Genomic DNA, 21,542 nt, shown 5'->3' on the forward strand with positions numbered 1-21,542 from the left:
TTACAGCGCCTCCGGCCCGGTCTCCCCGGTACGGACGCGGACGACGGTGTCGACTGGGACCGACCAGACCTTGCCGTCGCCGATCTTGCCGGTCTGGGCCGCCTTGACGATGACGTCGACGATGTCGTCGGCGTCCTCGTCGTCGACGAGGACCTCGACCCGGAGCTTGGGAACGAGGTCGACCTTGTACTCCGCGCCCCGGTAGACCTCGGTGTGGCCGCGCTGGCGGCCGTACCCGCTGGCCTCGCTGACCGTCATGCCGTGCACGCCGAACGTCTCGAGCGCCGCCTTGACGTCGTCCAGCTTGAAGGGCTTGATCACCGCGGTGACGAGCTTCATGCCTCCGCCTCCACCTTCTTGTCGCCCGGCTCCACGGACGTCGGACCGCCGTTGGATGCCGCCTCATCGCCGGCGGTCGGCTTGCCGACGGTGAGCGTCGCCAGGATGCCCGATCCGGGGGTCCCGCCGTGGGAGGGGCTGATCTCGTACGCGGTCTCGGCATGCTCGGCGAGGTCGATGCCGGACACCTCGTCCTCCTCGCTGACGCGCAGGCCCATGATCTTGTCGAGGACCTTGGCGATGACCCAGGTGACGACGAAGGAGTACACGGCGACCATGACCACGCCGATCGCCTGCTTGCCGAGCTGGCCGAAGCCCCCGCCGTACAGCAGTCCGGCGGGCCCGTCGCCCTTTGCCGGGGTGAGGATGCCGGTCACCGTGGGAGTCGCGAGGAAGCCGATGAGCAGGGCGCCCGCCGCACCGCCGACCGCGTGCACGCCGACGACGTCGAGCGAGTCGTCGAAGCCGAACTTGTTCTTCAGTCCGACGGCCACCGAGCACAGCGCACCGGCGATGACGCCGAGGACGACCGCGCCGACCGGGTTCACCGAGGCACAGGCCGGGGTGATGGCGACGAGACCGGCGACGGCGCCGGAGGCCATGCCGAGCGCGGTCGGCTTGCCGTAGCGGATCCTCTCGGTGATGATCCAGCCGAGCGCCGCCGCGGCCGTGGCGACCTGCGTGTTGACGAACGCCACGGACGCCTGGGCGTTGGCCGCCAGCGCGGAGCCCGCGTTGAACCCGAACCAGCCGAACCACAGCAGGCCGGCGCTGAGCAGCACGAAGGGGACGTTGTGCGGCCGCATCGGCTCCTTGGGCCAGCCGACGCGCTTGCCGACCACCAGGGCCAGGGCGAGGCCGGCCATACCGGCGTTGATGTGGACCGCGGTGCCGCCGGCGAAGTCGAGGGTGCCGATGTGGTCGGCGAGGAAGCCGCCGTCCTTGGTCGTCGACAGGTCACCGAAGAAGAACACCCAGTGGGCCACCGGGAAGTACACGACCGTCGCCCAGATCGCGACGAACACGCACCAGGCGCCGAACTTGATCCGGTCGGCGACGGCGCCGCTGATGAGCGCCGGGGTGATGATGGCGAACATGAGCTGGAACGCCACGAACGCCAGCTCGGGCGACGTGCCGGAGGCGGAGATCAGCGTGTCCTTGAGGCCGATCTTGCCGAGACCGCCGATGAACCCGTAGTTCCCCACGTCCTTGGCGAACGCGAGCGAGTAGCCGTAGAAGACCCAGAGGACGCTGACGATGCCGATGGTGGCGAAGTTCATCATCAGCATGTTGAGGACGCTCTTCTGCCGGACCATGCCGCCGTAGAAGAATGCGAGGCCGGGGGTCATCAGCAGGACGAGGGCCGCGCTCGCGAGCAGCCAGGCGGTGTCGCCCGAATTCATGAGTTTGAGAACGTCCGGCGGCATGCGGGCCGTCCCTTCGGTGAGGTGTCGATACTGCTCTGGAGCTTCGAGCAGCGCGGTTTCACCAGCGGGGCATGAGTGTTTCGGCGGTGTGAAACCCTTCGGCCCGATGTTTCAGGTGTGTTTCGGTTTTCTCACGGCATATGGCCGTAAATGACCAAAAAAGAGATCACAACTGTCACAGCGGTCTCCTGGACCTCGGAGGCCGCTTCGGTCACCGCCGCGTAGGACGGACGGGTCGCCGCGGGCCGACGGGCGCGCATACGCTGTGACCTGGGCCGTAAGCCGGAGCGGATCGCTCCGGGTGGGCCCGAGGCGGAGCCATGGCGGGGGTATCCAACACCGTACGGCCCGGACAGATGCACGGACTGCCGGCCGAGGTGACGAGTTTCGTGGGGCGTCGGCATGAGGTGGCCGAGGTCAAGCGGTTGTTGTCGGTGTCGCGGTTGGTGACGTTGACGGGTGTTGGTGGGGTGGGTAAGACCCGGCTGGCCGGTCGGGTGGGGGCGGTGCTGCGGCGGGCGTTCGCCGATGGGGTGTGGCTGGTGGAGCTGGCGGATCTGAACAATCCTGATCTGCTGGTGCCGGCGGTGTGTGAGGCGTTGCGGATCCGGGATCATTCGGCGCGTCCGGCGCTGGAGGTGCTGATCGATCATCTGCGGGACGCCCAGGCCCTGGTGATCTTGGACAACTGTGAGCACATGGTGCCGGCGTGTGCGGTGCTGGCGGACGCGTTGTTGCGGTCGGCGCCGGGGCTGCGGATTCTGGCGACGAGTCGCCAACCCTTGGGTGTGGGGAGTGAGCAGACGTTGTCGGTGCCGACGTTGCCGGTGGTCTCCGGGGATGCGGTGGTGGCGGGAGATGCGGTGCGGTTGTTCGCCGAGCGGGCCGAGGCGGTGGTGCCGGGATTCGCGGTGACCGAGGACAACCGGGAGATCGTGGAGCGGATCTGCCGCAGGCTGGACGGGTTGCCGTTGGGGATCGAGCTGGCGGCGGTGCGCCTTCGGGCGTTGTCGGTGCAGCAGCTTCTCGCCCGGTTGGATGATCGGTTCCGCCTGTTGACGTCGGGGTCGCGGGCGGTGTTGCCGCGGCATCAGACGTTGCGGGCGTTGATCGATTGGAGTCATGGGCTGTGCACCGAGGCCGAGCGGCTGGTGTGGGCGCGGATCTCGGTGTTCTCCGGCGGCCTGGACCTGGAGGCCGCCGAGCAGGTGTGCGCCGGGGACGGCATCGCGCGTGAGGACATGCTGGATCTGGTGGGCGGGCTGGTCGACAAGTCCGTGCTCGTGCGCGAAGAGCATCCGGGGGCGGTCCGGTACCGGCTTTTGGAGACCATCCGCCAGTACGGCCGGGAACGCCTGGTCGCCTCCGGCGCCGAAGACCTCATCCTGCGACGCCACCGCGACTACTACCGGGATCTGGTCGCCCGCATGGACGAGGCGTGGTTCGGCCCCGACCAGGTCACCTGCTTCGACCGGCTGCGGCTGGAGCACGGCAACATCCGCGCCGCCCTCGACTACTGCCTCGCGACACCGGGAGAGATCGATGCCGGCCTCGCCATCGCCTCCAGGCTGCGGTTCTACTGGATCGCGGCCGGGCTCGTGCACGAGGGCCGGCGCTGGCTCGAGGCGCTCCTGAGCAGCGATTCGACGTCACCCGCCGCCCGCGCCGCTAGCCTGTGCGTGCACGCCCGGCTGGCCGTCCTGCAGAGCGACTTCGCGGCCGCCGACCCGATGCTGGACAGGAGCCGCGCGCTCACCGACCCGGTCGAGGACCCGGTGACCTTCGCCCAGTGCCAGTACGTCGCGGGCCTCGCCGCGCTGATCCGGCACGAGCTGGACGAAGCCGTGACCCTCCTGGAGGACGCCCTCGCCCGCCACCGGCAGCTGGGACATCCGGCCGGCGTGGCGAACTCCCTCATGTACCTCGCCACCGCCTACTCCCTCCTCGGACGCTCCGAGGAGGCCGTCGCGCTGTTCGAGGAGTGCCGGCGGCTCTGCGAGGCCCGCAACGACCGCTGGTTCTGCTCCTACACGCTGTCCGTCTTCGGGATCGAGATCTGGCGGCAGGGCGATCTGAAACGCGCGACAGAGCTCGAACAGCAGGCCATCCGGCTCAAGCGGCCCTTCGACGACCGCCTCGGCACCGCGCTGTGCATCGACGTCCTGGCCTGGATCGCCGCCGACGAAGGCGACCCGGAGCGTGCCGCCCGGCTGCTCGGCGCACTGCGGAACATCTGGCGCCTGGTGGGCGGCCCGCCGTTCGGCTACCTCACGGAGTACCACGACGACTGCGAGACGGCGGTCCGGGACCGTCTCGGCGCCGAGCGGTTCGACGCCCTGTTCCGGGAGGGCTGCGGCATGTCGCTCGATCGTGCGGCGGCCTCCGCCCTCCAGGAAGACGACGTGCGGTCCGCGCCGCACGCGGCGAAGGGAGCGCCCTCGCCGCTGACCGGCCGTGAGATGGAGGTGGCGAAGCTCGTCGCCAAGGGGCTGAGCAACAAGGAGATCGCGGCCGCGCTCGTGGTCGCCCAGCGGACCGCCGAGGGACACGTGGAGCGCATCCTGCGCAAACTCGGCTTCACCTCACGCGCCCAGATCGCCGCGTGGATCGCGGAACTCGCCGATGAGGCCCCCGAGCACGACTCCGTACGCCGCCCAGGCCACCGGTGACTCGAGCGGCGAGCGGCCGATAGGGACTGGACCGCGATATGTGGTCGGTACGGAACGACCGGCCGCGGAGCGACAAGGGCGAGCGCGGCTCGGGACCTGAGGTCGATCGACGGCCCCACCCCCCTCGCCCCGCTGAATCTCCTACCCTGGAGAGAAATGCCCGATCAGGACCTTTTGGCCAGGGATCACCTGCCCACCGACGGCTCGAGCTTCGTCGGCCGCAAGCGCGAGATGTCCGAGGTGCGACGGCTCCTCCCGCGCACACGCCTGCTCACGCTCACCGGCCCGGGCGGCGTCGGCAAGACCCGACTCGCCCTTCGGGCCGCCAGGGCCGTACGCGGCTGGTTCCCCGACGGAGTCGAGGTCGTGGAGCTGGCCACCCTCGAGGAGGGCGGCCTGCTCGGGCCGGCCGTGGCCGCGGCCCTGGGCCTCCGGCAGGGGGACCGCCAGATCATCCCCCTTCTCGCCGACTACCTGGCCGACAAGCGGACGCTGCTGGTGCTGGACAACTGCGAGCACTTGCTGCAGGCGTGCGCGGACCTCGTGAACGACCTGCTGCGGGCCGCTCCGCGCCTGCGCGTGCTGACCACCAGCCGGCACCGGCTCGGGCTGACCGGCGAGCAGGTGCTGGCCATCCCCTCTCTCGCGGTCGCCGACGAGCACGACCCCGTGCGCGAGATCGCCCGGTGCGAGGCGGTGCGGCTGTTCAGCGACCGGGCCGCCACCGTGAACCCCGACTTCACCGTCAACGCCACCAACGCCCCCGCCCTCGCCCGCATCTCCGCACGCCTCGACGGCATCCCCCTCGCCATCGAACTCGCCGCCGCCCGCCTACGCACCACCCCCATCGACCAACTCCTCCGCGAACTCGACGACCGCATCACCACCCTCACCGGCGGCAGCACCACCGCCCTCCCCCGCCACCGAACCCTCCGCGCCACCATGGACTGGAGCCACGACCTGTGCTCCCCCGCCGAACAACACCTCTGGGCCCGCCTCGCCACCTTCCCCGGCGGCGTCGACCTCGACACCGCCGAAGAGATCTGCTCCGGCGGGGACATCGCCACCGAGGACGTGTTCGACCTCTGCGCCGATCTGGTGGACAAGTCGGTCCTGACCGCCGAACGGGCCGGTGCAGGCACGCGTTACCGCATGCTCGACAGCATCCGCGCGTACGGGCGTGAGCTCTTGGACGCACCCGAGGAACGCCGACTGCTCGAGCGGTACTGCGTCCACTACGGGGCACTGGCCCAGCGGTGCCGGATCGACCAGATGACCGCCGATCAGCTCGACCGCTTTCGGACATTGCAGGTCGAGCTGCCCAACCTGCGTATAGCCATCGAGGGATGCTACGGCCACCCGGCCTCGGCACCCTCGGGGTTGGAGATCGCCTCGTCGATGTGGGGGTTCTGGCTGCTCGCCGGGGCCCTCACCGAGGGTCGCCACTGGCTGGAGCGCGGGCTGGACCTCGTGCCCGCTCCCGTGGACGCCCGGATCACCGCATTGTGGGTCGACGCCCTGCTCGCCCTCTACCAGCGTGATATCCCCGGGGCTCTCGCGCGGATCGACGAGTGCCGCCCGCTCGCCGACGCGGCCGGGAACACGACGGCCTCGGCGTACGCCACGATGGTGTCCGGCATCGCCGCGCTGTCCACCGGGGACGGCCGTCGCGGGCTCGCCCTGATGAAGGAGGCCCGGGACCGTCACTGGGCCACCGGTGACCTCGACGCCGTCGGACTCAACCTCTACCTGGCGTCGATGTTCTGCGTCTCGGAGGATCCGAACCTCGCCGCAGCACTGGGCGAGGAGCTCGTGGCCCTCTGCGACGCCAAGGACGCGCCCCTGTTCCGGGCGTACGCGCTGTTCGCGATCGGCGTCGCCTCATGGAAGCAGGGCGACTGGCGGCAGGCGGAGGCGATGATGCGCCAGGTCGCCGGCCCCTGGGCCGTGATCGAGGACCGCTGGGGGCTCGCCCAGTTCCTGGAGGTGCTGGCCTGGACCGCGGGCGCCCGCGGCGCCCACGAGCGGGCGGCCCGCCTGCTCGGCGCCGCGGACCGCGTCTGGCAGGAGATCGGCTTCTCACCGACCCAGCTGCCGTACCACGTCAGCTCCCACCAGCGGTGCGAGACGCGCGCCCAGGAGGCTCTCGGGCGCAGGGCGTTCAGCACGGCGTTCCGTGGCGGGGCCAGACTGACCCTGGCCGTCGCCGTCGCCGACGCCCTCCGCGAGGATTGACCGTCCCGACCGCCGACGCGACGCCGGAGCCGCGGGGCTTCGGCGTCGCGGCCGTTCGGGGGTCAGCCGCCCAGGATGGCGTCGACGAAGCCCTCGGGGTCGAAGGGCGCCAGGTCGTCGGGGCCCTCCCCCAGACCGACGAGCTTGACCGGGACGCCGAGCTCACGCTGGACCGCGATGACGATGCCGCCCTTGGCGGTGCCGTCCAGTTTGGTCAGCGCGATGCCGGTGACGTCGACGACCTCGGCGAACACGCGGGCCTGGCGCAGGCCGTTCTGCCCGGTCGTCGCGTCGAGCACGAGAATGACCTCGTCGACCTGGGCCTGCTTCTCGACGACGCGCTTGACCTTGCCGAGCTCGTCCATCAGGCCGGTCTTCGTGTGGAGGCGGCCCGCGGTGTCGACGATGACCGTGTCGACGCGGTTCTCGATGCCCTTCTTCACCGCCTCGAACGCGACGCTCGCCGGGTCGGCGCCCTCGTCCCTGCGCACGACTTCGGCGCCGACCCGGGAACCCCAGGTCTGCAGCTGGTCGGCGGCGGCGGCACGGAACGTGTCGGCCGCCCCGAGGAGGACGGACCGGCCGTCGCCGACGAGCACCCGCGCGAGCTTGCCGCAGGTGGTCGTCTTGCCCGTGCCGTTGACGCCGACCACGAGAATGATCGCCGGCTGGGCGCCGTGCGGCTCGGTGCGCAGGGAGCGATCCAAGTCCTTGCCGATCTGGGCGAGCATCTCGTCCTTGAGCAGTCCGCGGACCTCATCCGGAGTCCGCGAGCCGTAGACCTTCACCTTGGTGCGCAGGTCTTCGACGATCTGCCGGGAGGGTGCGACGCCGACGTCGGCCTGGACGAGGGTGTCCTCGATCTCGTCCCAGGCGTCGTCGTCCAGCGTTTCGCGGGACAGCAGGGTGAGCAGGGTCTTGCCCAGGGCGTTCTGGGAGCGGGAGAGCCGCGCCCGCAGCCGTACGAGGCGGCCGGCGGACGGCGGCGGCACCTCGATCTCGGGCGGGGCGGGCGGCGCCTCGGGGACCGGCGCCCGGGCGGGCGGCGCGACGGTCTCTTCTTCCTCGATGACGGCGGTGCCGCCGCGAGGGGCCTCGGGCGTCGTGGGCGCTTCCGGTGCCCGCGGCGGCGGTGCCGCACCGCGTCGACCCCGGACCAGGAAGAACCCGCCCGCCACGACGGCGAGCACGACGATGGCGATGGCGAGAATCACGTATTCCATAGCGTGTCCCAGTCTCGCAGAAGGATCCGGCTGCCCACCCGGTCCCTACCCGCTCACCGCCCGTAGGTGCGGCCCCGTACCCCCGCCCGATCCGTACCCGCTCACCAACCGCAGGTGCGGCCCCGTACCCCCGCCCGATCCCTACCTGCTCACCAACCGCAGGTGCGGCCGTACTTCGCCCGGTCCCACCCGTCCACCATCCGTCGGTGCGATCACACCCCGCCCCGCCACCTGGTCGGCGCGATAGGCCCGCCTGGCCAGCGCGGGGGCCGCCTGGCCGGCACATGGGGGCCGCCTGGCCGGCGCGTTGAGGCCGCCTGGCCGGCGTGCGGCCGGCGGCCCGGTCCCGAGGAGGATCCCGGGCGGCAACGCCACCGCGAAATCGGCGAGCGAATCATCGCCGAGCAGGGCCAGTGCCGCCGGGGACGGGTCAGTCCATGCGGGGAAGTGCCGCGCGGGTGTGGGAGACCGCGTCGCGCTCGGACGTCTCCCACTCCTCGACATTGCGCAACAGCGCCTCGAGATAGGTGCGAAGGTGGGTCCGGTAGACGTCGCTGAACGTCCGCAGATAGGCGATCTCGCGTTCGAGCTTCTGCCGTTCGTCCCCGGACATCGGCTCGGTCGACGGCGTGACCGCCGCGGCGGCGTTCGACGCCTGCCGGTGGGCCTCCTCCAGGACGAGGGAGGCGCGGGACCGCGCGTCGGAGAGGATCTCCTCGCGGCCGCGCCGAGCCTCTTCGGCGATCTCCCGGCTGTACCGCTGCGCGTCGGCGACGTACTGGTCCGCGGTCTGCTGTGCGTTCGACAGGATCCGCACGGCCTGGATGTGGGCGTCCTCCGGCTGGACCGCGTTCGCGCCCGGCACGTTGCCCTTCATGCGTTCCCGCAGCCGGCCGACCTCGTTCTCCAGGGCCGCCTTCTCGTTGAGTACGCGGACCAGCTCCTGCTCGACCTGGCCGAGGAACGCCCTCACCTGGTCCTCGTCGAACCCCCTGCGGCCCAGTGGAGCGCGATGGAAGTTCACCGACTGCAACTCCGCCGGGGTGAGACGGGCGGCATGGATATCGGGGGAGGTCATTGGTCTCCTCTTATGCGTCCGCGTACTTGTCGGTTCGGATGCGATCGTGGCTCAGCCCCAGCCGCAGGAGCCGGTCGACGGTCGCGTCGGTCATTCCGGGGGAGCCGCAGACGTAGGCGTCATGGTTCTGCCACTGTCCGTACCGTCCGATGACGTCGGCGAGCGTGCCGCGCTCGGCAGTGGGGCCGGGATCGTGGTCGGAGACCGTGGGGATGACGGTGAGCCAGGGCCACCCGGCCGCCCGCTTCTGCAGGTCGTCCAGGTCGTACAGCCCGTCGACGTATCGCGCGCCGAAGAACAGGTGGACGCGCGGCGGAGTCGGACGCGCGGCGATCTGCTCGAGAATCGCCTTGAGCGGTGCCAGGCCCGTGCTCCCGCCGATGAGGAGCACGTCACGTCCTGACCGTTCGTCGAAGGTCATCGTGCCGACCGGCGGACCGAGCTTGATCCAGTCGCCGACGGCGAGCGCTCGGACGAGGACCGGGCTGACCGGTCCGCCGTCGATCAGTTGGACGTGGAAGTCCAGGGTGTTGTCTGGCCGGGGGGCGTTCGCCATCGAGTAGTAGCGCCACATCCGCATCCGGGCCGGCACCTCGAGCGAGACCGCCTGTCCGGGCTGGTACGCGAATGGCCGGTCGGGGAGGACCCGCATCATCGCCAGGTCGAAGCGCCGGCGTTCGTGCGCGACGACCTGGGCGTTCCACCAGGACGGGCGTGTCGAGGAGTCCTCCTGGGCCGCCTCGATCATGACCTTCGAGAGCAGGTTGTAGGCGTCCGTCCAGTCCTGCGCGAGTTCCTCGCTCCACGAGGGACCGGAGAAGTAGCGGAGGGTCGCGACGAGGCTCGCCCCGACTTCGGGATAGTGCAGGGCCTCCACTCCGAATTTGCGGTGATCCCGGCCGAGTTGCTGCACGAACGGAACGATCTCCGAGAGGTTGTCGACCTGCGACACGATGCGTCCCAGCGCGGACAGCAGACGATCGCGCTGATGGCTCATGCCGACGGGGAACATCTCCCGCAGCCGCGGATTCCGCAGGAAGAGATCAGAGTAGAAGAACAGCGCCACCTGGTCGCCGTGCTGCGCCACGTGAGCGAAGTTGTCTTTCAGACGTTGAGCATCCACACATTCTCCCGAAGTCGGGTGGGCCGGCGCGCCGGGGCTAGTTCTGGCCGGCGGCCTGCACCATGACGTCGGCGACCACGCCGTACGCCTCCACCCAGTCCTTCTCCAGCTCGGCGCTCCAGTCGTCGGCGCTGAAGTACCTGAGCGTCGCGACGAGGCTGGTGCCCACCTCGGGGTAGTGCTGCGCGGTGACGCCGAACCCGCCGTGCGCGCGGCCCAGTTCCTGGACATACGGAACGAGCCGCTCCGGGTCGTCCACGAGCGCCACGATCTGCACGAGTGCCTCCAGCAGGACCTCCTGCTGGCGCTGCATCGACGCCGGGAAGAGGGAGCGGTATTGCGGATTGCGCTGGAACAGGTCGGCGTAGAAATACTCGGCCACGTCCATGCCGTGGGTCGCTACCTGCGCGAAGTTGCCTTTGAGACGCTGCGGGTCCACGTTGACCTCCTGGAGTTTTTGCGCCTTGAGGTGACCGGCGTGACTCTAGCGAGACCAGGGCAAAATGTGACGAAAGTAACGATATGTGGGAGCTAGGACCCTCTTGACAACGGATCCGGAAGCCTTATCTCAGGCCGGCTCGTGTTCGCGAAGGCGCTGGCTGACGACCTGGGTCACGCCGTCGCCGCGCATGCTGACGCCGTAGAGGGCGTCCGCGGACTCCATCGTCCGCTTCTGGTGGGTGATGACGATGAGCTGCGACGACGCACGCAGTTCCTCGAAGATGGAGAGGAGCCGCTGGGTGTTGGTGTCGTCCAGCGCGGCCTCGACCTCGTCCAGCACGTAGAACGGCGACGGCCGCGCCTTGAAGATCGCCGCCAGGAAGGCGACGGCCACGAGGGAGCGCTCGCCGCCGGACAGCAGCGACAGCCGCTTGACCTTCTTGCCCGGAGGCCGCGCCTCGACCTCGATCCCGGTCGCGAGCATGTCCTCCGGGTCGGTCAGCGACAGCTTGCCCTCCCCGCCCGGGAACAGCCGGGAGAAGATGCCGGTGAACTCCCGCTCGGTGTCCGCGTAGGCGGCGGCGAACACCTGCTGGACGCGGTCGTCGACCTCCTTCACCACGGTGAGCAGGTCCCGGCGGGTCTTCTTCAGGTCCTCCAGCTGGGAGGTCAGGAAGGCGTGACGCTCCTCCAGCGCCGCGAACTCCTCCAGGGCCAGAGGGTTCACCTTGCCCAGCTGGGCCAGCTGGCGTTCGGCCTGCTTGGCGCGCTTCTCCTGCTTCGCCCGGTCGTACGGCTCGGGCGTGGCGTCCTCGGGGGCGTCCGGGGCCGGGGGCACCGCCTGATCCGGGCCGTACTCGGCGATCAGCACCTCGACCTCGAGCCCGTATTCCTCCATCGCGCGCTCTTCGAACTGCTCCAGGCGCAGCCGCTGCTCGGCCCGCGCGACCTCGCTGCCGTGCGCGACGTTGACGAGCTTCTCGTGCTCGGCCGTGAGCTCCCGCACCCGGGTCCGGACGGTCTTCAGCTCCTCCTCGCGGGCGGCACGCGCCTCCTCGTGCGTCTCGCGCTCGGCGACGGCCGCGCTGATCGAGACCTCGATGGCGGCCAGCGCCCGCTGGGCGCCGGCGACGACGGCCTGCGCCACCTGGGCGTCGCGTTCCCGGCGCCGGCGGCGCTCGGCGGCGTGGGCGCGTTCCTCGCGCTCACGGGCGGCGGCCCGTTCCAGCTGGTCGGCCCGGCCGGCGATGGCGGCGACCCGCTCCTCGGCGGTGCGGACGTTCAGCCGCGTCTCCATCTCGGCCGACCGCAGCTGCTGGCAACGCTCGTTCAGCTCGTCGCGGCGGGCGGTGTCCTGATCGTCCTCCTCGACCGGCTCGGCCTCGGCGATCTCCAGGCGCTCGCGCAGCTCGGCGGCGGCCATCAGGTCGCGGTCACGGGCCTCCTCGGCGGCGCTCAGCGACCGGGCCAGGCGCTCGGCCTCCTGCCGGGCCGCCTGGGCCGCGGCCTGCAGCCGCGCCACCTGCTTGGCCTCCTGCGCCGCCTCGGCCGCCGCCTCCCGCATCCGGGCGCGTACCTTGTCCAGGCCCGCCTGAGCGCGGTTCACGCCGGTCTGGGCCTCGCCGACCGCCGCCTGCGCGGCCTCCAGCACCGCCTGAGCGCGCTGCTCCTCCGCGACGGCCTCTTCCAGGGCGACGGCGGTGCCCTCGGCCTTCGCCTCGGCGGCGGCGAGCCCCTCGGCGGCCTCGTCGCGTGCGGAGCGCATCTGCAGCAGGCTCTGCCGCTTGCCGCCGCCGAGCGCCCAGTGGGCGCCGAGCAGGTCGCCCTCGCGCGTCACCGCCCGCAGCTCGGGCTGGTGCCGTACGAGTGCGGCGGCGGCGGGCAGGTCGTCGACCACCACGACACCGGCCAGCAGGTGGCGGACCGCGGCCCGTACCGGCTCAGGGGCGGTGACCAGGTCGACCGCCAGGCGCGCGCCGTCCGGCAGAGCGGGACCCCTGTCGGGCGCGGGTTGGTCGGGAAGGCGCGCGCCGACGACGACGCCGGCCTGCCCGGCGTCCTCGGCGCGCAGCAGGGTCAGTGCGGCCTCGGCGGTGTCGAGCGAGGCGACGGCGACGGCCTCGGCGGCCGCGCCGAGCGCCGTGGCGACCGCGATCTCGGCGCCCGGCTCGACCGACAGCAGGGACGCCATCGTGCCGAGGACGCCGTCGAGGTCGGCGGCGAGCAGGATCTCCCCGCCGTCGGCCGCGCTGCCCATCGTCTGGTCCAGGGCTTCGACGCGGGCCTGCAGCGCCGTGACGTTCTTCTGCGCCGCCTGGTCGGCGCCCCGCGCGGCGGCCACCCGGTCGCGCGCCTGTTTGAGCAGTCCCCGGGGCTCCTCGACGGCCTCGCGTGCCTGCTCGGCGGCCTCCTTGGCCTGCTCGAGGACCTCCTGGGCGCGCTCGTGCTCGGCGGCCAGCTCCGGGTCCTCCGCGGCCTCGGTGTCCTGCTCCTCGTACTCGGCCTGGGCCGCCGCCGCGCGCTCCCGCGCGTCGGCGAGCGCCTCCTGGAGCCGGCCGATCTCCGCCTCGGTGGCCTGCACCTTGCTGCCCAGGGCCTCGACCCGGCCACGCAGCCGGGCGAGCCCCTCGCGGCGGTCGGCGGCCGCCCGCGCGGCGTCCTGCAGGCGGTACTCCTCCTCTTTCAGGGCCGACTCGGCGGTGGCACGCTCGTCCACGGCCTCGGCCAGAAGGTCCTGCGCCGCCTCGAGCCGGGCGCCCAGGACCTCCTCCTGCTCCCGGATCTGCGCGGCCTCACGCTCCATGTCCTCCGGGTCGCGGCCCCGGCGCTCCTCCGCCTGCGCCTCGACCGCGTTGCGGTGCCGCTCCGCGGCGAGCTCGCCGACGCCGCGCAGGCGCTCGCGCAGCGAGGACAGCTGGTACCAGGTGTCCTGGACCTTGGCGAGGACCGGGGCCTGCTCGGCCGCCTCGGTCTCCAGAGCGGCCTCCCGCTGCTGGGCCTGGCTCAGGGCCTGCTCCACCGCCGTACGGCGCTCGCGGATGCTCGCCTCGTCGGCCGCCTCCTGCTCCAGCTTGGTGGTGAGGGCCACCAGGTCGTCGGCGAGGAGCCGCAGCCGCGCGTCGCGCAGCTCGGACTGGATGACCGCCGCCCGCCGGGCGATCTCCGCCTGCCGGCCCAGGGGCTTGAGCTGGCGACGCAGCTCGGTGGTGAGGTCCTCCACGCGCGTGAGGTTGGCCTGCATCGCGTTGAGCTTGCGGAGGGCCTTCTCCTTGCGCTTGCGGTGCTTGAGGACGCCGGCGGCCTCCTCGATCATCGCCCGCCGACCCTCGGGGCCGGAGTGCAGGACGCGGTCGAGCTGTCCCTGCCCGATGATGACGTGCATCTCCCGGCCGATGCCGGAGTCGGACAGCAGCTCCTGGACGTCCAGCAGGCGGCAGGGATCGCCGTTGATGGAGTACTCGCTCTGCCCGGACCGGAACATCAGCCGGCTGATCTTGACCTCGGTGTAGTCGATGGGCAGCGCGCCGTCGGAGTTGTCGATCGTGAGGACGACCTCGGCGCGGCCGAGCGGCGGGCGCGAGGAGGTGCCCGCGAAGATCACGTCCTCCATCTTGCCGCCGCGCAGCGACTTGGCGCCCTGCTCCCCCATCACCCAGGCGAGCGCGTCGACGACATTGGACTTGCCCGAGCCGTTCGGACCGACGACACAGGTGATCCCGGGCTCCAGGCGCAGCGTGGTCGAGGACGCGAAGGACTTGAAACCCCGCAGTGTGAGGCTCTTCAAGTACAAGCGTCCACCGATCCTTTCTGCCACCGCCGGCGGGTGGACCGCCCCGCGCCGGGCCCACGGCGCCCGGCCATCCCCGCACGATACCGTCCGGCACCTTCCGGGCCGGGTATCCGACTTTCACCAATGTGCCATGGTCGGACGCCGCACGTGGCATGTCTCCGGCGGATTCCCCACCGTGGCGGACAGCCTCGCGCAGGTACGCCGGACGCGGGCTGTGGTATCCGTCACAACGGGGCGAACGGACGGCCCGGTTCGAAGACCGGCCGGAATTCCCCGTACGGACCAGGGAATTCGATCATGAAAATGTTTCCCCGGACATTGCATGACGACCGGCTCGGCCGAATATGCATGCACCGCGGAACGGTGACGACGGGGCGAACAAAAAGGGACGTCAGGTCGACGTCCCTTTTAAACGAGCGACGCTGACGTCAGGTCAGCGCCGGTTCGCGATCCTTGACGGCAAGCGCCATGACTTCATTGTCAGCAACAGCGGCAAGCGCGTCGTTTTCGGACTGGAGCCGTACGAGCTCGGCCTCCAGGTCACGGACACGTTGCTGCAGGCGCCGCATCTCCGCAACCATGCGGGGGTCCGGACCGCCGACGTGGCCGAGTAGAGCCTTCGCCATGATTAAGGGTCCTCCACGCTGAGTGACCAGCAGGAATGGTCGCGCACGAAGAGCTACTTGAGGTGCGCGTAACAACTAGGGTCGCACCGGCAGGAGAGCCGGTCAAGACAGATGTCACAGACCCGTAACAACCTGTCCGTACAAGTTTAGCAGACCTCCCAGACCGATCACCGTTCGGCGAAGCCTTGAAGACCGCCACGCGGCTCGGTCCAGCGTTCTGATACACCGGTGACCCTTCCCGGCGCCGTTCCACCACGCAACAGCTCCAAAAGCACTTCGCATGCCTTACGCGGCCCCTCGGCGATCACTTCGACCCGGCCGTCCACGAGATTGCTCGCCGAACCGGTCAAGCCGAGTTCCAGTGCGCGGGAGCGCACCCACCACCGGAAGCCGACGCCTTGCACCCGGCCCCGCACCCAGGCGGTAAGCCGTACGTCATCATCCATTCCCCTGATCGTAGGCGTGTACACCGCGTAGCCCATCGAGCACGAAAAACACCGTTTCCGGACAGCCCGGAAGGGCCGCGGCCTTCCCGACCGGCCTCTCGGCCTCGGCTCGGGGTCAGTAGTGCGCACGGCGGGGACGTGGCTGGCAGGTGGGGCAGGTGAAGGAGGAGCGGTTCATGAAGGCGTCGCGGCGGATGGGGCCGCCGCACCGCGCGCAGGGTTCGTCGCGCCGCCCGTAGACGTTGAGCGACCGCTCGAAGTAGCCGCTCTCGCCGTTCACGTTGACGTAGAGGCTGTCGAAGGAGGTGCCGCCCGCCTTGAGGGCCGCGGCCATGACCTCGCGCACCCCCGTCAGCAGGCGCGTCACCTCCGGCCGGGTGAGGGTCTCGGTCGGGCGCGCCCAGTGCAGCCGGGCAAGCCACAGGGCCTCGTCGGCGTAGATGTTGCCCACGCCGCTGATCAGCGACTGGTCGAGGAGCGCCCGTTTCACCCCGGTGTGCCGGCGCCGCAGGGCCCGGTAGAACGTCTCCTCGTCGAAGGCGTCCTCGAGCGGATCCGGGGCGATGTGCGCGATCGGCTCGGGTACGTCGTCCACAGTCGGGGCCAGCATGAGGTGCCCGAAGGTGCGCTGGTCGATGAAGCGCAGGTCCGGCCCCCCGTCGGCGAAGGTGAACCGGGCGCGCAGGTGCTTCTCCGGCGGCCGCTCCGGATCGTCGACGATCAGCTGACCGCTCATGCCGAGGTGGGCCAGCAGCGCCTCGTCGTCGCCGACCGGGAGCCAGAGGTACTTCCCGCGCCGTCGCGCCGCCGTGACGGTCCGGCCGGTCATCCGCACCGCCAGATCCGCGGGACCCTCCACATGCCGGCGCGCGGCGCGAGGATGCAACACCTCGGCCGACCGGACCGTACGGCCGACCACCCAGCGCTCGACGCCTCGCCGTACGACCTCCACCTCGGGAAGCTCGGGCACGGCACACCTCCAACTCGACGTACGGACCGGCACCACCACTGGACCCGACACCAGTCGCGGCGTCCCGGGGGAACACCTTCGGCGGCGACGCGGGTCAGCGGGCGTGCGTCACTCCTGGGGCTTCTCGCCGGAGCGTTCGCGGATCGCCCGCCACGCGGCCTCGGCCGCCTGCTGCTCGGCCTCCTTCTTGCTGCGCCCCTCGCCGCGGCCGTACTCCGTACCGCCGACGACCACCACGGCGCGGAACGTCTTCTGGTGGTCCGGGCCGCTCTCCTCCACGTGGTACTCGGGAACGCCGAGCTCCTCCGTGGCGGTCAGCTCCTGCAGGGAGGTCTTCCAGTCCAGCCCGGCGCCCAGGCTGGCCGAGCGGGTGATCAGCGGGTCGAACAGCCGGTGGACCAGCTCGTCGGCGGCCTTGAGGCCGAGGTCGAGGTAGACCGCGCCGATCAGCGCCTCGAGCGTGTCGGCGAGGATCGAGGACTTGTCGCGCCCTCCGGTGCCCTCCTCGCCGCGGCCGAGCCGGATGTAGGCGCCCAGGCCGAGCGTGCGGGCCACGCCGGCGAGGGCGCGCATGTTGACCACCGCGGCCCGGAGCTTGGCGAGCTGTCCCTCGGGCAGGTCCGGATGGTTGCGGAAGAGGGTGTCGGTGACGATGAGGCCGAGCACCGAGTCGCCGAGGAACTCCAGGCGCTCGTTGGTCGGCAGTCCGCCGTTCTCGTAGGCGTAGGACCGGTGGGTCAGGGCGCGTTCGAGGAGCGCCGCGTCGGGGCTGACGCCGAGGGCGTCTTCCAGCGGACCACGGTCGGACGCCGAATGATCGGTCTTCACGCGGCCCCCACAACGGGGGTCGCGTCGTTGGGCATTCTCACGGTTCTTCCTCCGAGGAAGGGTCCGCGAGGGCGAGGCGCACGCCGGGTGTCTCCGGCGTCCGCCACGGCCTCGGGCGAGTCTTCATCGCAAGACGGGTCGGGGGCGGCGTGGTGGCCGCCCCCGGGTACGTCGCTCAGGCCACGTCGATGACCTGTCGGCGGTTGTACGTGCCGCAGGTCGGGCACGCGGTGTGCGGCAGCTTCTCGTCGCGGCACTGCGGGCAGCGCACGAGAGTCGGCGCCTGGGTCTTCCACTGCGAGCGACGGTGCCGCGTGTTGCTGCGCGACTTCTTCCGCTTAGGTACGGCCACGTCAGCCCTCCTGGTCTTCTTGTCGTTGATCCAACATGCCCTGCAATGCCGCCCACCGGGGGTCGACGGCCTCATGATCGTGGTCCGGCTCGGCGTCGGCCAGCCGCACCCCGCACTCCGAGCACAGGCCGGGACAGTCGTCCTGGCACAGCGGGGACAGCGGCAGTGCGAGCACCATCGCGTCCCGGACCACCGGCTCGAGATCGATGAGATCTCCCTCGAGACGGAACTCGTCATCCTCCGCGCTCTCGCCGGAGCGAGTGTCGGAGTAGACGAAGAGCTCCTGGAAGTCCACCTCGATGGACGAGGTGACCGGCTCCAGGCAACGCGCGCACTCTCCCGTGAGAGGTGCCCGCGCCGTGCCCGAGACGAGCACGCCCTCCATGACCGCCTCGAGCCGAAAGTCCAGCTCGATGTCGGCGCCCTCGGGGACACCGACCATCTCGACGCCGAGATCCGCCGGAGCCGCCACGGTCCTGGAATCCTCGCGCATCGATCCCGGTCTGCGGCCCAGCGCGATCGTGTCGATCACGAATGGAGCCCGGGGATCGATGCGGGTCAGGTTCTTCCTGCTTCCGTGAGGCATGGCGCATCACCGCCGTCGTACAAGGTCGATTGGCAAGGTTACCAACGCGCGGGCGTTCTCCCCAACTCGGCCGCCCGCCGTCACCTGGCGGGTGGTCCGTTCAGAACCGTTCTAAGACTGCTCGAAGCGCCGGATGAGCCGCCGCTCGACCGGCTCGGGCACCAGACCGGAGACGTCTCCGCCGTACTGCGCGACCTCCTTGACCAGGCTGGAGGACAGGAAGGAGTACAGCGGGTTCGTGGCCATGAACATCGTCTCCACCCCGGCCAGCTGGTGGTTCATCTGCGCGATCTGCAACTCGTAGTCGAAGTCGCTGACCGCGCGCAGACCACGGACGATCACCGGGATGTCGCGCTCGCGGCAGAAGTCGACCGTGAGTCCGTGGAACTTCTCCACGACGACGTTGCCGTACTGCTTCGTCACCTCGGCGATCATCTCGACGCGTTCGTCGACGGTGAAGAGGCTCTTCTTGGAAATGTTGATGAGGACCGCGACGACGACCTCGTCGTACAGCCGGGACGCCCGGCTGATGATGTCGAGGTGTCCGTTGGTTACGGGGTCATAGGAGCCCGGACAGACAACACGGCGCACGAGGAGAGCACCCTTCGCTGAGGAAGCCGTCAGTGACCTGCGGCGTGACCGTACCAAAGCGTCCCTTCGCCGTAGCGACGGGCCCTGCTCTCCTCATACCCCGCCGGCCAGCGCACCGGTCCGTCCCGTGTGGCCCGCTCGATCGCGACCAGCGCGTCCGGCGCCAGCCAGCCGTGATCACGCAGGTCATCGAGCATCCGGGTGACGACCTCGTCGCTCACGGCGTACGGCGGGTCCGCGAAGATCAGGTCGTACGGCTCGAGCGGCGGACGCCGCACCACCCGCTCGACGCGGTCGGTCACCAACTCGGCGCCGGGCAGTCCGAGGGCGTCGATGTTGGCCTTGATCACCTTGGCGGCGCGCGGCGCCGACTCGACCAGCAGCACGTGCGCCGCCCCGCGCGACAGCGCCTCCAGCCCCACCGCCCCGGACCCCGCGAACAGGTCGGCGGCCCGCAGGCCGGTCAGGTCGCCGAGCAGCGAGTGGATCGAGGCGAACAGCCCTTCGCGGGCGCGGTCGCTGGTCGGCCGGGTGTCACGGCCGGAGGGAACCGAGATGCGCCGGCCCCCGGCCGTTCCTGCGATGAGTCGGGTCACCCCTCCAGTCTGCCCAGCCATCGCGCGCACCGCTCCACGCCCCGGCCCCGAGCCGGTCGGCGACGGGGGCGCTCCCCGCGGGCTCATCGGCGGACGTCCGCTCCCGGACGAACGAGCCGAGCGGCAGGAGCACGGCGACCAGGGCGGCGATCGGCATGATCGGCCCGACTTCGTGCCCGTGCGTAAGGGGCGACCGGGCGATCATTCCCACGGACTACCGTTCGTGACAGACTAATCGCGGTTCGTACGGTGCGTCCGAGTCCTTCCGGCGCACGCGACCGGGAGGGGGCCAGAAGGTGCCGTCGGCCTGCGAAGGCGTGTCCACGTCACCGGGGGCCCGTGCGCCGCCCTGTCTCCCGGTCTCGCCCCCGCTCCTTCGACCTGGAGAAATCCCCCCATGCGAACACGCACGAGGCTGGCTGCGACGGCCGGCCTGACGATCCTCGGCGGCACCGCCCTCAGCGGTGTCGCCCACGCCGAGACCGGCGGGCTCGGTCTCGGCGGCGACCTGACCACTCCCGTGACCAGAACGGTGTCCGGCGTCGTGAAGACGACGGACCGGACCACTCGCACCGTGCGGAATGCGACGTCCGGCACCTCGTCCAGCACCGCACGGCGCTCCACCGGCTCCGGCCTCAGCGTGAACCTGCCGGTCGGCGTACACCTGTCGGCGCGCCGCGCCTCCGTTTCCGCCGGCGTGAACGCGTCTCTGGGCCGCGCCCGTCTCGGAGCCTCCCTGGGGCTCTGCGCAGGGTGCTCGGCCCCCCGTCCGGCACCGGGCTCGCCGCCGGCACCGGGCCAGCCGACCCCGCCGGGCCAGCCCACGCCGCCAGGCCAGCCGAGCCCACCCGGCTCCCAGCCGCCCGGCGGTCAGCCACCGGGTGCCCAGCCGCCGGGCTCCGCGCCGCCGGTCGCGCAGCCTCCGGCGACCCACCCGCCGTTGCCGCCCTTGGGCGCCCCGGCCGGCAAGGGAGAGCTGTCGACGGTCGGCGCGCCGCGTCTGCCGCATCTGCCGTACACCGGCGGACCGTTCGGAGCGCTCGCGTTCCTGGGTGTGATCGCCGTGGTGACCGGGGCGGCGGCCGTCATCAGCGCCCGCCCGAAGGCACGCCTCAGCGCCTGAACGCCCGGGACCGGAGGGCGCCTCTCGAGCGAAGGCGCCCTCCGGTCCTCGCGCGAATGCGGCGTCTGGACCCGTCCCTCAACTCCGAACGCGCAAACCTCGCCCCCGCCCCCGGGCGCTTCGCCCCGGGACGGCACCTTCCGGACCCACCGGACGCGGAGCCTCAGCATCGAGATCCCTGCTCTGGTGAGGCACTCTGCGCGCCCGTACCGCGCCGGCGCCGCCCCTGCCCCGACCCGTCGGACGCGGAGTCTCAACGCCGAAATCCCCGAGCACCCCACCCTGCTTGCAGGCACACACCGCGCCGGCGCCGTCCCTCAGCCGTACTGCCGCTCGATTCCGTCGAGCATCCAGTTCAGGCCCTGTTCGAACTCGCTTCCGGTGAACCGGAGGCCTTCTCTGAGCAGGGGGGTGATGGTCACGAACTCGCCGCTGTCGGCGAGACCTTGAAGGTAGGGCCGGACGAGCGCTTCGCCTTCGAGGCCGCCGGCCTCGGCGTGCCGGGTGATCTCCCGCTCCCGGACCTCGCGGCTGACGAAGCCGAGGACGTAGTCGTCGACCGCCGCGATGACCCGCCATGCGTCGAGGGGCTCCAGCCGCAGGCCGGCGAGCGCCGCGACCGACTGCTCGAGATGCCGCAGGCCGTTCGGGCCGATCATGACACGGGGCTTCTGGGTAACCAGGTCGATCTGCCAGGGGTGGCGAAGGCCGACCTCTCGCTCCCGGCAGGCGATCATCGTGATCGCCTGCCGCCATTCGGCCGGCAGCCCTTCGCGGATGACCACCTCGCCCGCGATCTCGTCGGCCATGAGGTCGAGCAGGTCGGCCTTGCTGTCGATGTAGGAGTACAGGCTCATCGTGCGGGCGTCGAGCTCGGTCGCGATCCGCCGGATCGAGACGGCGGCGAGCCCTTCGGCGTCGGCGATCCGCAGTGCCGCCGCGACGATCGCCTCGCGCGACAGCGTCGATCGCCGCTTGCCGGATTCTCGTGCCCAGACGGGGGTCGCCGGCCGCGCTTTCGCTCGATCACGGTCGCTGACCTGCTCCGAAGCACTCACGCCCAAAAGGTTATCCGGCCATCTCCGTTGTTGATCGATAC

Annotated in this window: 19 protein-coding genes; 3 read left to right on the top strand and 16 right to left on the bottom strand. The window is 71.0% G+C overall.

The features are described from left to right. Nucleotides 1-339 (bottom strand): P-II family nitrogen regulator, encoded by a 339-nt coding sequence (locus ACYVF7_RS46550; RefSeq protein WP_360898526.1) that lies wholly within the window; start codon nucleotides 337-339, stop codon nucleotides 1-3. Beyond that, entirely contained in the window at nucleotides 336-1,766 is a 1,431-nt protein-coding gene (locus tag ACYVF7_RS46555) for an ammonium transporter (protein WP_460352480.1), read from the bottom strand. The genes ACYVF7_RS46550 and ACYVF7_RS46555 overlap by 4 nt, the downstream gene beginning before the upstream one ends. A gap of 320 nt (nucleotides 1,767-2,086) precedes the next feature. Between ACYVF7_RS46555 and ACYVF7_RS46560 the strand changes: the two genes are divergently transcribed. Together ACYVF7_RS46560 and ACYVF7_RS46565 are read left to right on the top strand one after the other, a co-directional pair. Next, nucleotides 2,087-4,435, top strand: a complete 2,349-nt coding sequence (locus tag ACYVF7_RS46560; RefSeq protein WP_460352482.1) for an ATP-binding protein — start codon at nucleotides 2,087-2,089, stop codon at nucleotides 4,433-4,435. Nucleotides 4,436-4,591: 156 nt separating this feature from the next. Then, a complete protein-coding gene (locus ACYVF7_RS46565; protein ID WP_460352484.1) occupies nucleotides 4,592-6,670 on the top strand; it encodes an ATP-binding protein in 2,079 nt (692 codons plus the stop codon). Nucleotides 6,671-6,732: 62 nt separating this feature from the next. Here ACYVF7_RS46565 and ftsY read toward each other — a convergent pair whose 3' ends face one another. The 13 genes from ftsY to rsmD all read right to left on the bottom strand — a co-directional run bounded on the left by ftsY (nucleotide 6,733) and on the right by rsmD (nucleotide 19,320). Beyond that, nucleotides 6,733-7,893, bottom strand: coding sequence for a signal recognition particle-docking protein FtsY (gene ftsY, locus ACYVF7_RS46570; RefSeq protein WP_460352486.1), 1,161 nt, complete (start codon nucleotides 7,891-7,893; stop codon nucleotides 6,733-6,735). 430 nt (nucleotides 7,894-8,323) lie between these two features. Continuing rightward, entirely contained in the window at nucleotides 8,324-8,971 is a 648-nt protein-coding gene (locus ACYVF7_RS46575; protein ID WP_460352488.1) for a DivIVA domain-containing protein, read from the bottom strand. Between the two features lie 10 nt (nucleotides 8,972-8,981). Further along, nucleotides 8,982-10,094: a globin domain-containing protein gene (locus tag ACYVF7_RS46580; protein ID WP_460352490.1), complete on the bottom strand. Its 1,113-nt coding sequence runs from the start codon at nucleotides 10,092-10,094 to the stop codon at nucleotides 8,982-8,984. 37 nt (nucleotides 10,095-10,131) lie between these two features. Beyond that, the gene (locus ACYVF7_RS46585) at nucleotides 10,132-10,533 is read right to left on the bottom strand and encodes a globin domain-containing protein (protein WP_460352492.1); all 402 of its coding nucleotides are present in this window, start codon (nucleotides 10,531-10,533) and stop codon (nucleotides 10,132-10,134) included. Between the two features lie 129 nt (nucleotides 10,534-10,662). After that, a complete protein-coding gene (gene smc / locus ACYVF7_RS46590; protein WP_460352494.1) occupies nucleotides 10,663-14,325 on the bottom strand; it encodes a chromosome segregation protein SMC in 3,663 nt (1,220 codons plus the stop codon). Between the two features lie 428 nt (nucleotides 14,326-14,753). Next, nucleotides 14,754-14,951, bottom strand: a complete 198-nt coding sequence (locus tag ACYVF7_RS46595; RefSeq protein ID WP_345443759.1) for a hypothetical protein — start codon at nucleotides 14,949-14,951, stop codon at nucleotides 14,754-14,756. Between the two features lie 167 nt (nucleotides 14,952-15,118). Then, entirely contained in the window at nucleotides 15,119-15,397 is a 279-nt protein-coding gene (locus tag ACYVF7_RS46600) for an acylphosphatase (RefSeq protein ID WP_460352496.1), read from the bottom strand. Between the two features lie 115 nt (nucleotides 15,398-15,512). Next, nucleotides 15,513-16,367, bottom strand: a complete 855-nt coding sequence (gene mutM, locus ACYVF7_RS46605) for a bifunctional DNA-formamidopyrimidine glycosylase/DNA-(apurinic or apyrimidinic site) lyase (protein ID WP_460352498.1) — start codon at nucleotides 16,365-16,367, stop codon at nucleotides 15,513-15,515. Between the two features lie 108 nt (nucleotides 16,368-16,475). Further along, nucleotides 16,476-17,159: a ribonuclease III gene (gene rnc, locus ACYVF7_RS46610; RefSeq protein WP_460358486.1), complete on the bottom strand. Its 684-nt coding sequence runs from the start codon at nucleotides 17,157-17,159 to the stop codon at nucleotides 16,476-16,478. Between the two features lie 211 nt (nucleotides 17,160-17,370). Further along, on the bottom strand, nucleotides 17,371-17,547 hold the full coding sequence (rpmF, locus tag ACYVF7_RS46615; protein ID WP_285569124.1) for a 50S ribosomal protein L32: 177 nt from the start codon (nucleotides 17,545-17,547) through the stop codon (nucleotides 17,371-17,373). A 1-nt stretch (nucleotide 17,548) separates the two neighbouring features. Beyond that, on the bottom strand, nucleotides 17,549-18,133 hold the full coding sequence (locus ACYVF7_RS46620) for a YceD family protein (RefSeq protein WP_460352500.1): 585 nt from the start codon (nucleotides 18,131-18,133) through the stop codon (nucleotides 17,549-17,551). Nucleotides 18,134-18,244: 111 nt separating this feature from the next. Next, entirely contained in the window at nucleotides 18,245-18,724 is a 480-nt protein-coding gene (gene coaD / locus ACYVF7_RS46625) for a pantetheine-phosphate adenylyltransferase (RefSeq protein WP_360903199.1), read from the bottom strand. A 29-nt stretch (nucleotides 18,725-18,753) separates the two neighbouring features. After that, nucleotides 18,754-19,320, bottom strand: coding sequence for a 16S rRNA (guanine(966)-N(2))-methyltransferase RsmD (gene rsmD, locus ACYVF7_RS46630; RefSeq protein ID WP_460352502.1), 567 nt, complete (start codon nucleotides 19,318-19,320; stop codon nucleotides 18,754-18,756). Nucleotides 19,321-19,717: 397 nt separating this feature from the next. Here rsmD and ACYVF7_RS46635 point away from each other — a divergent pair, with 397 nt between their 5' ends. Then, nucleotides 19,718-20,443, top strand: coding sequence for a hypothetical protein (locus ACYVF7_RS46635; RefSeq protein WP_460352504.1), 726 nt, complete (start codon nucleotides 19,718-19,720; stop codon nucleotides 20,441-20,443). A 317-nt stretch (nucleotides 20,444-20,760) separates the two neighbouring features. Here the strand turns inward: ACYVF7_RS46635 and ACYVF7_RS46640 are convergent, their stop codons facing one another. Then, entirely contained in the window at nucleotides 20,761-21,501 is a 741-nt protein-coding gene (locus ACYVF7_RS46640; RefSeq protein WP_460352506.1) for a TetR/AcrR family transcriptional regulator, read from the bottom strand. Between the last annotated feature and the right edge of the window lie 41 nt (nucleotides 21,502-21,542).

This window comes from Actinoallomurus acanthiterrae (assembly GCF_054775715.1).

Excerpts from the sequence above, each read along its gene's own strand:
- ACYVF7_RS46595 (WP_345443759.1), bottom strand. The coding sequence starts at position 14,951 with ATGGCGAAGGCTCTACTCGGCCACGTCGGCGGTCCGGACCCCCGCATG.
- ACYVF7_RS46560 (WP_460352482.1), top strand. The coding sequence starts at position 2,087 with ATGGCGGGGGTATCCAACACCGTACGGCCCGGACAGATGCACGGACTG.
- ACYVF7_RS46600 (WP_460352496.1), bottom strand. The coding sequence starts at position 15,397 with ATGGATGATGACGTACGGCTTACCGCCTGGGTGCGGGGCCGGGTGCAA.
- ftsY (WP_460352486.1), bottom strand. The coding sequence starts at position 7,893 with ATGGAATACGTGATTCTCGCCATCGCCATCGTCGTGCTCGCCGTCGTG.
- ACYVF7_RS46555 (WP_460352480.1), bottom strand. The coding sequence starts at position 1,766 with ATGCCGCCGGACGTTCTCAAACTCATGAATTCGGGCGACACCGCCTGG.
- ACYVF7_RS46550 (WP_360898526.1), bottom strand. The coding sequence starts at position 339 with ATGAAGCTCGTCACCGCGGTGATCAAGCCCTTCAAGCTGGACGACGTC.
- ACYVF7_RS46620 (WP_460352500.1), bottom strand. The coding sequence starts at position 18,133 with ATGCCTCACGGAAGCAGGAAGAACCTGACCCGCATCGATCCCCGGGCT.
- ACYVF7_RS46575 (WP_460352488.1), bottom strand. The coding sequence starts at position 8,971 with ATGACCTCCCCCGATATCCATGCCGCCCGTCTCACCCCGGCGGAGTTG.
- ACYVF7_RS46635 (WP_460352504.1), top strand. The coding sequence starts at position 19,718 with ATGCGAACACGCACGAGGCTGGCTGCGACGGCCGGCCTGACGATCCTC.
- ACYVF7_RS46565 (WP_460352484.1), top strand. The coding sequence starts at position 4,592 with ATGCCCGATCAGGACCTTTTGGCCAGGGATCACCTGCCCACCGACGGC.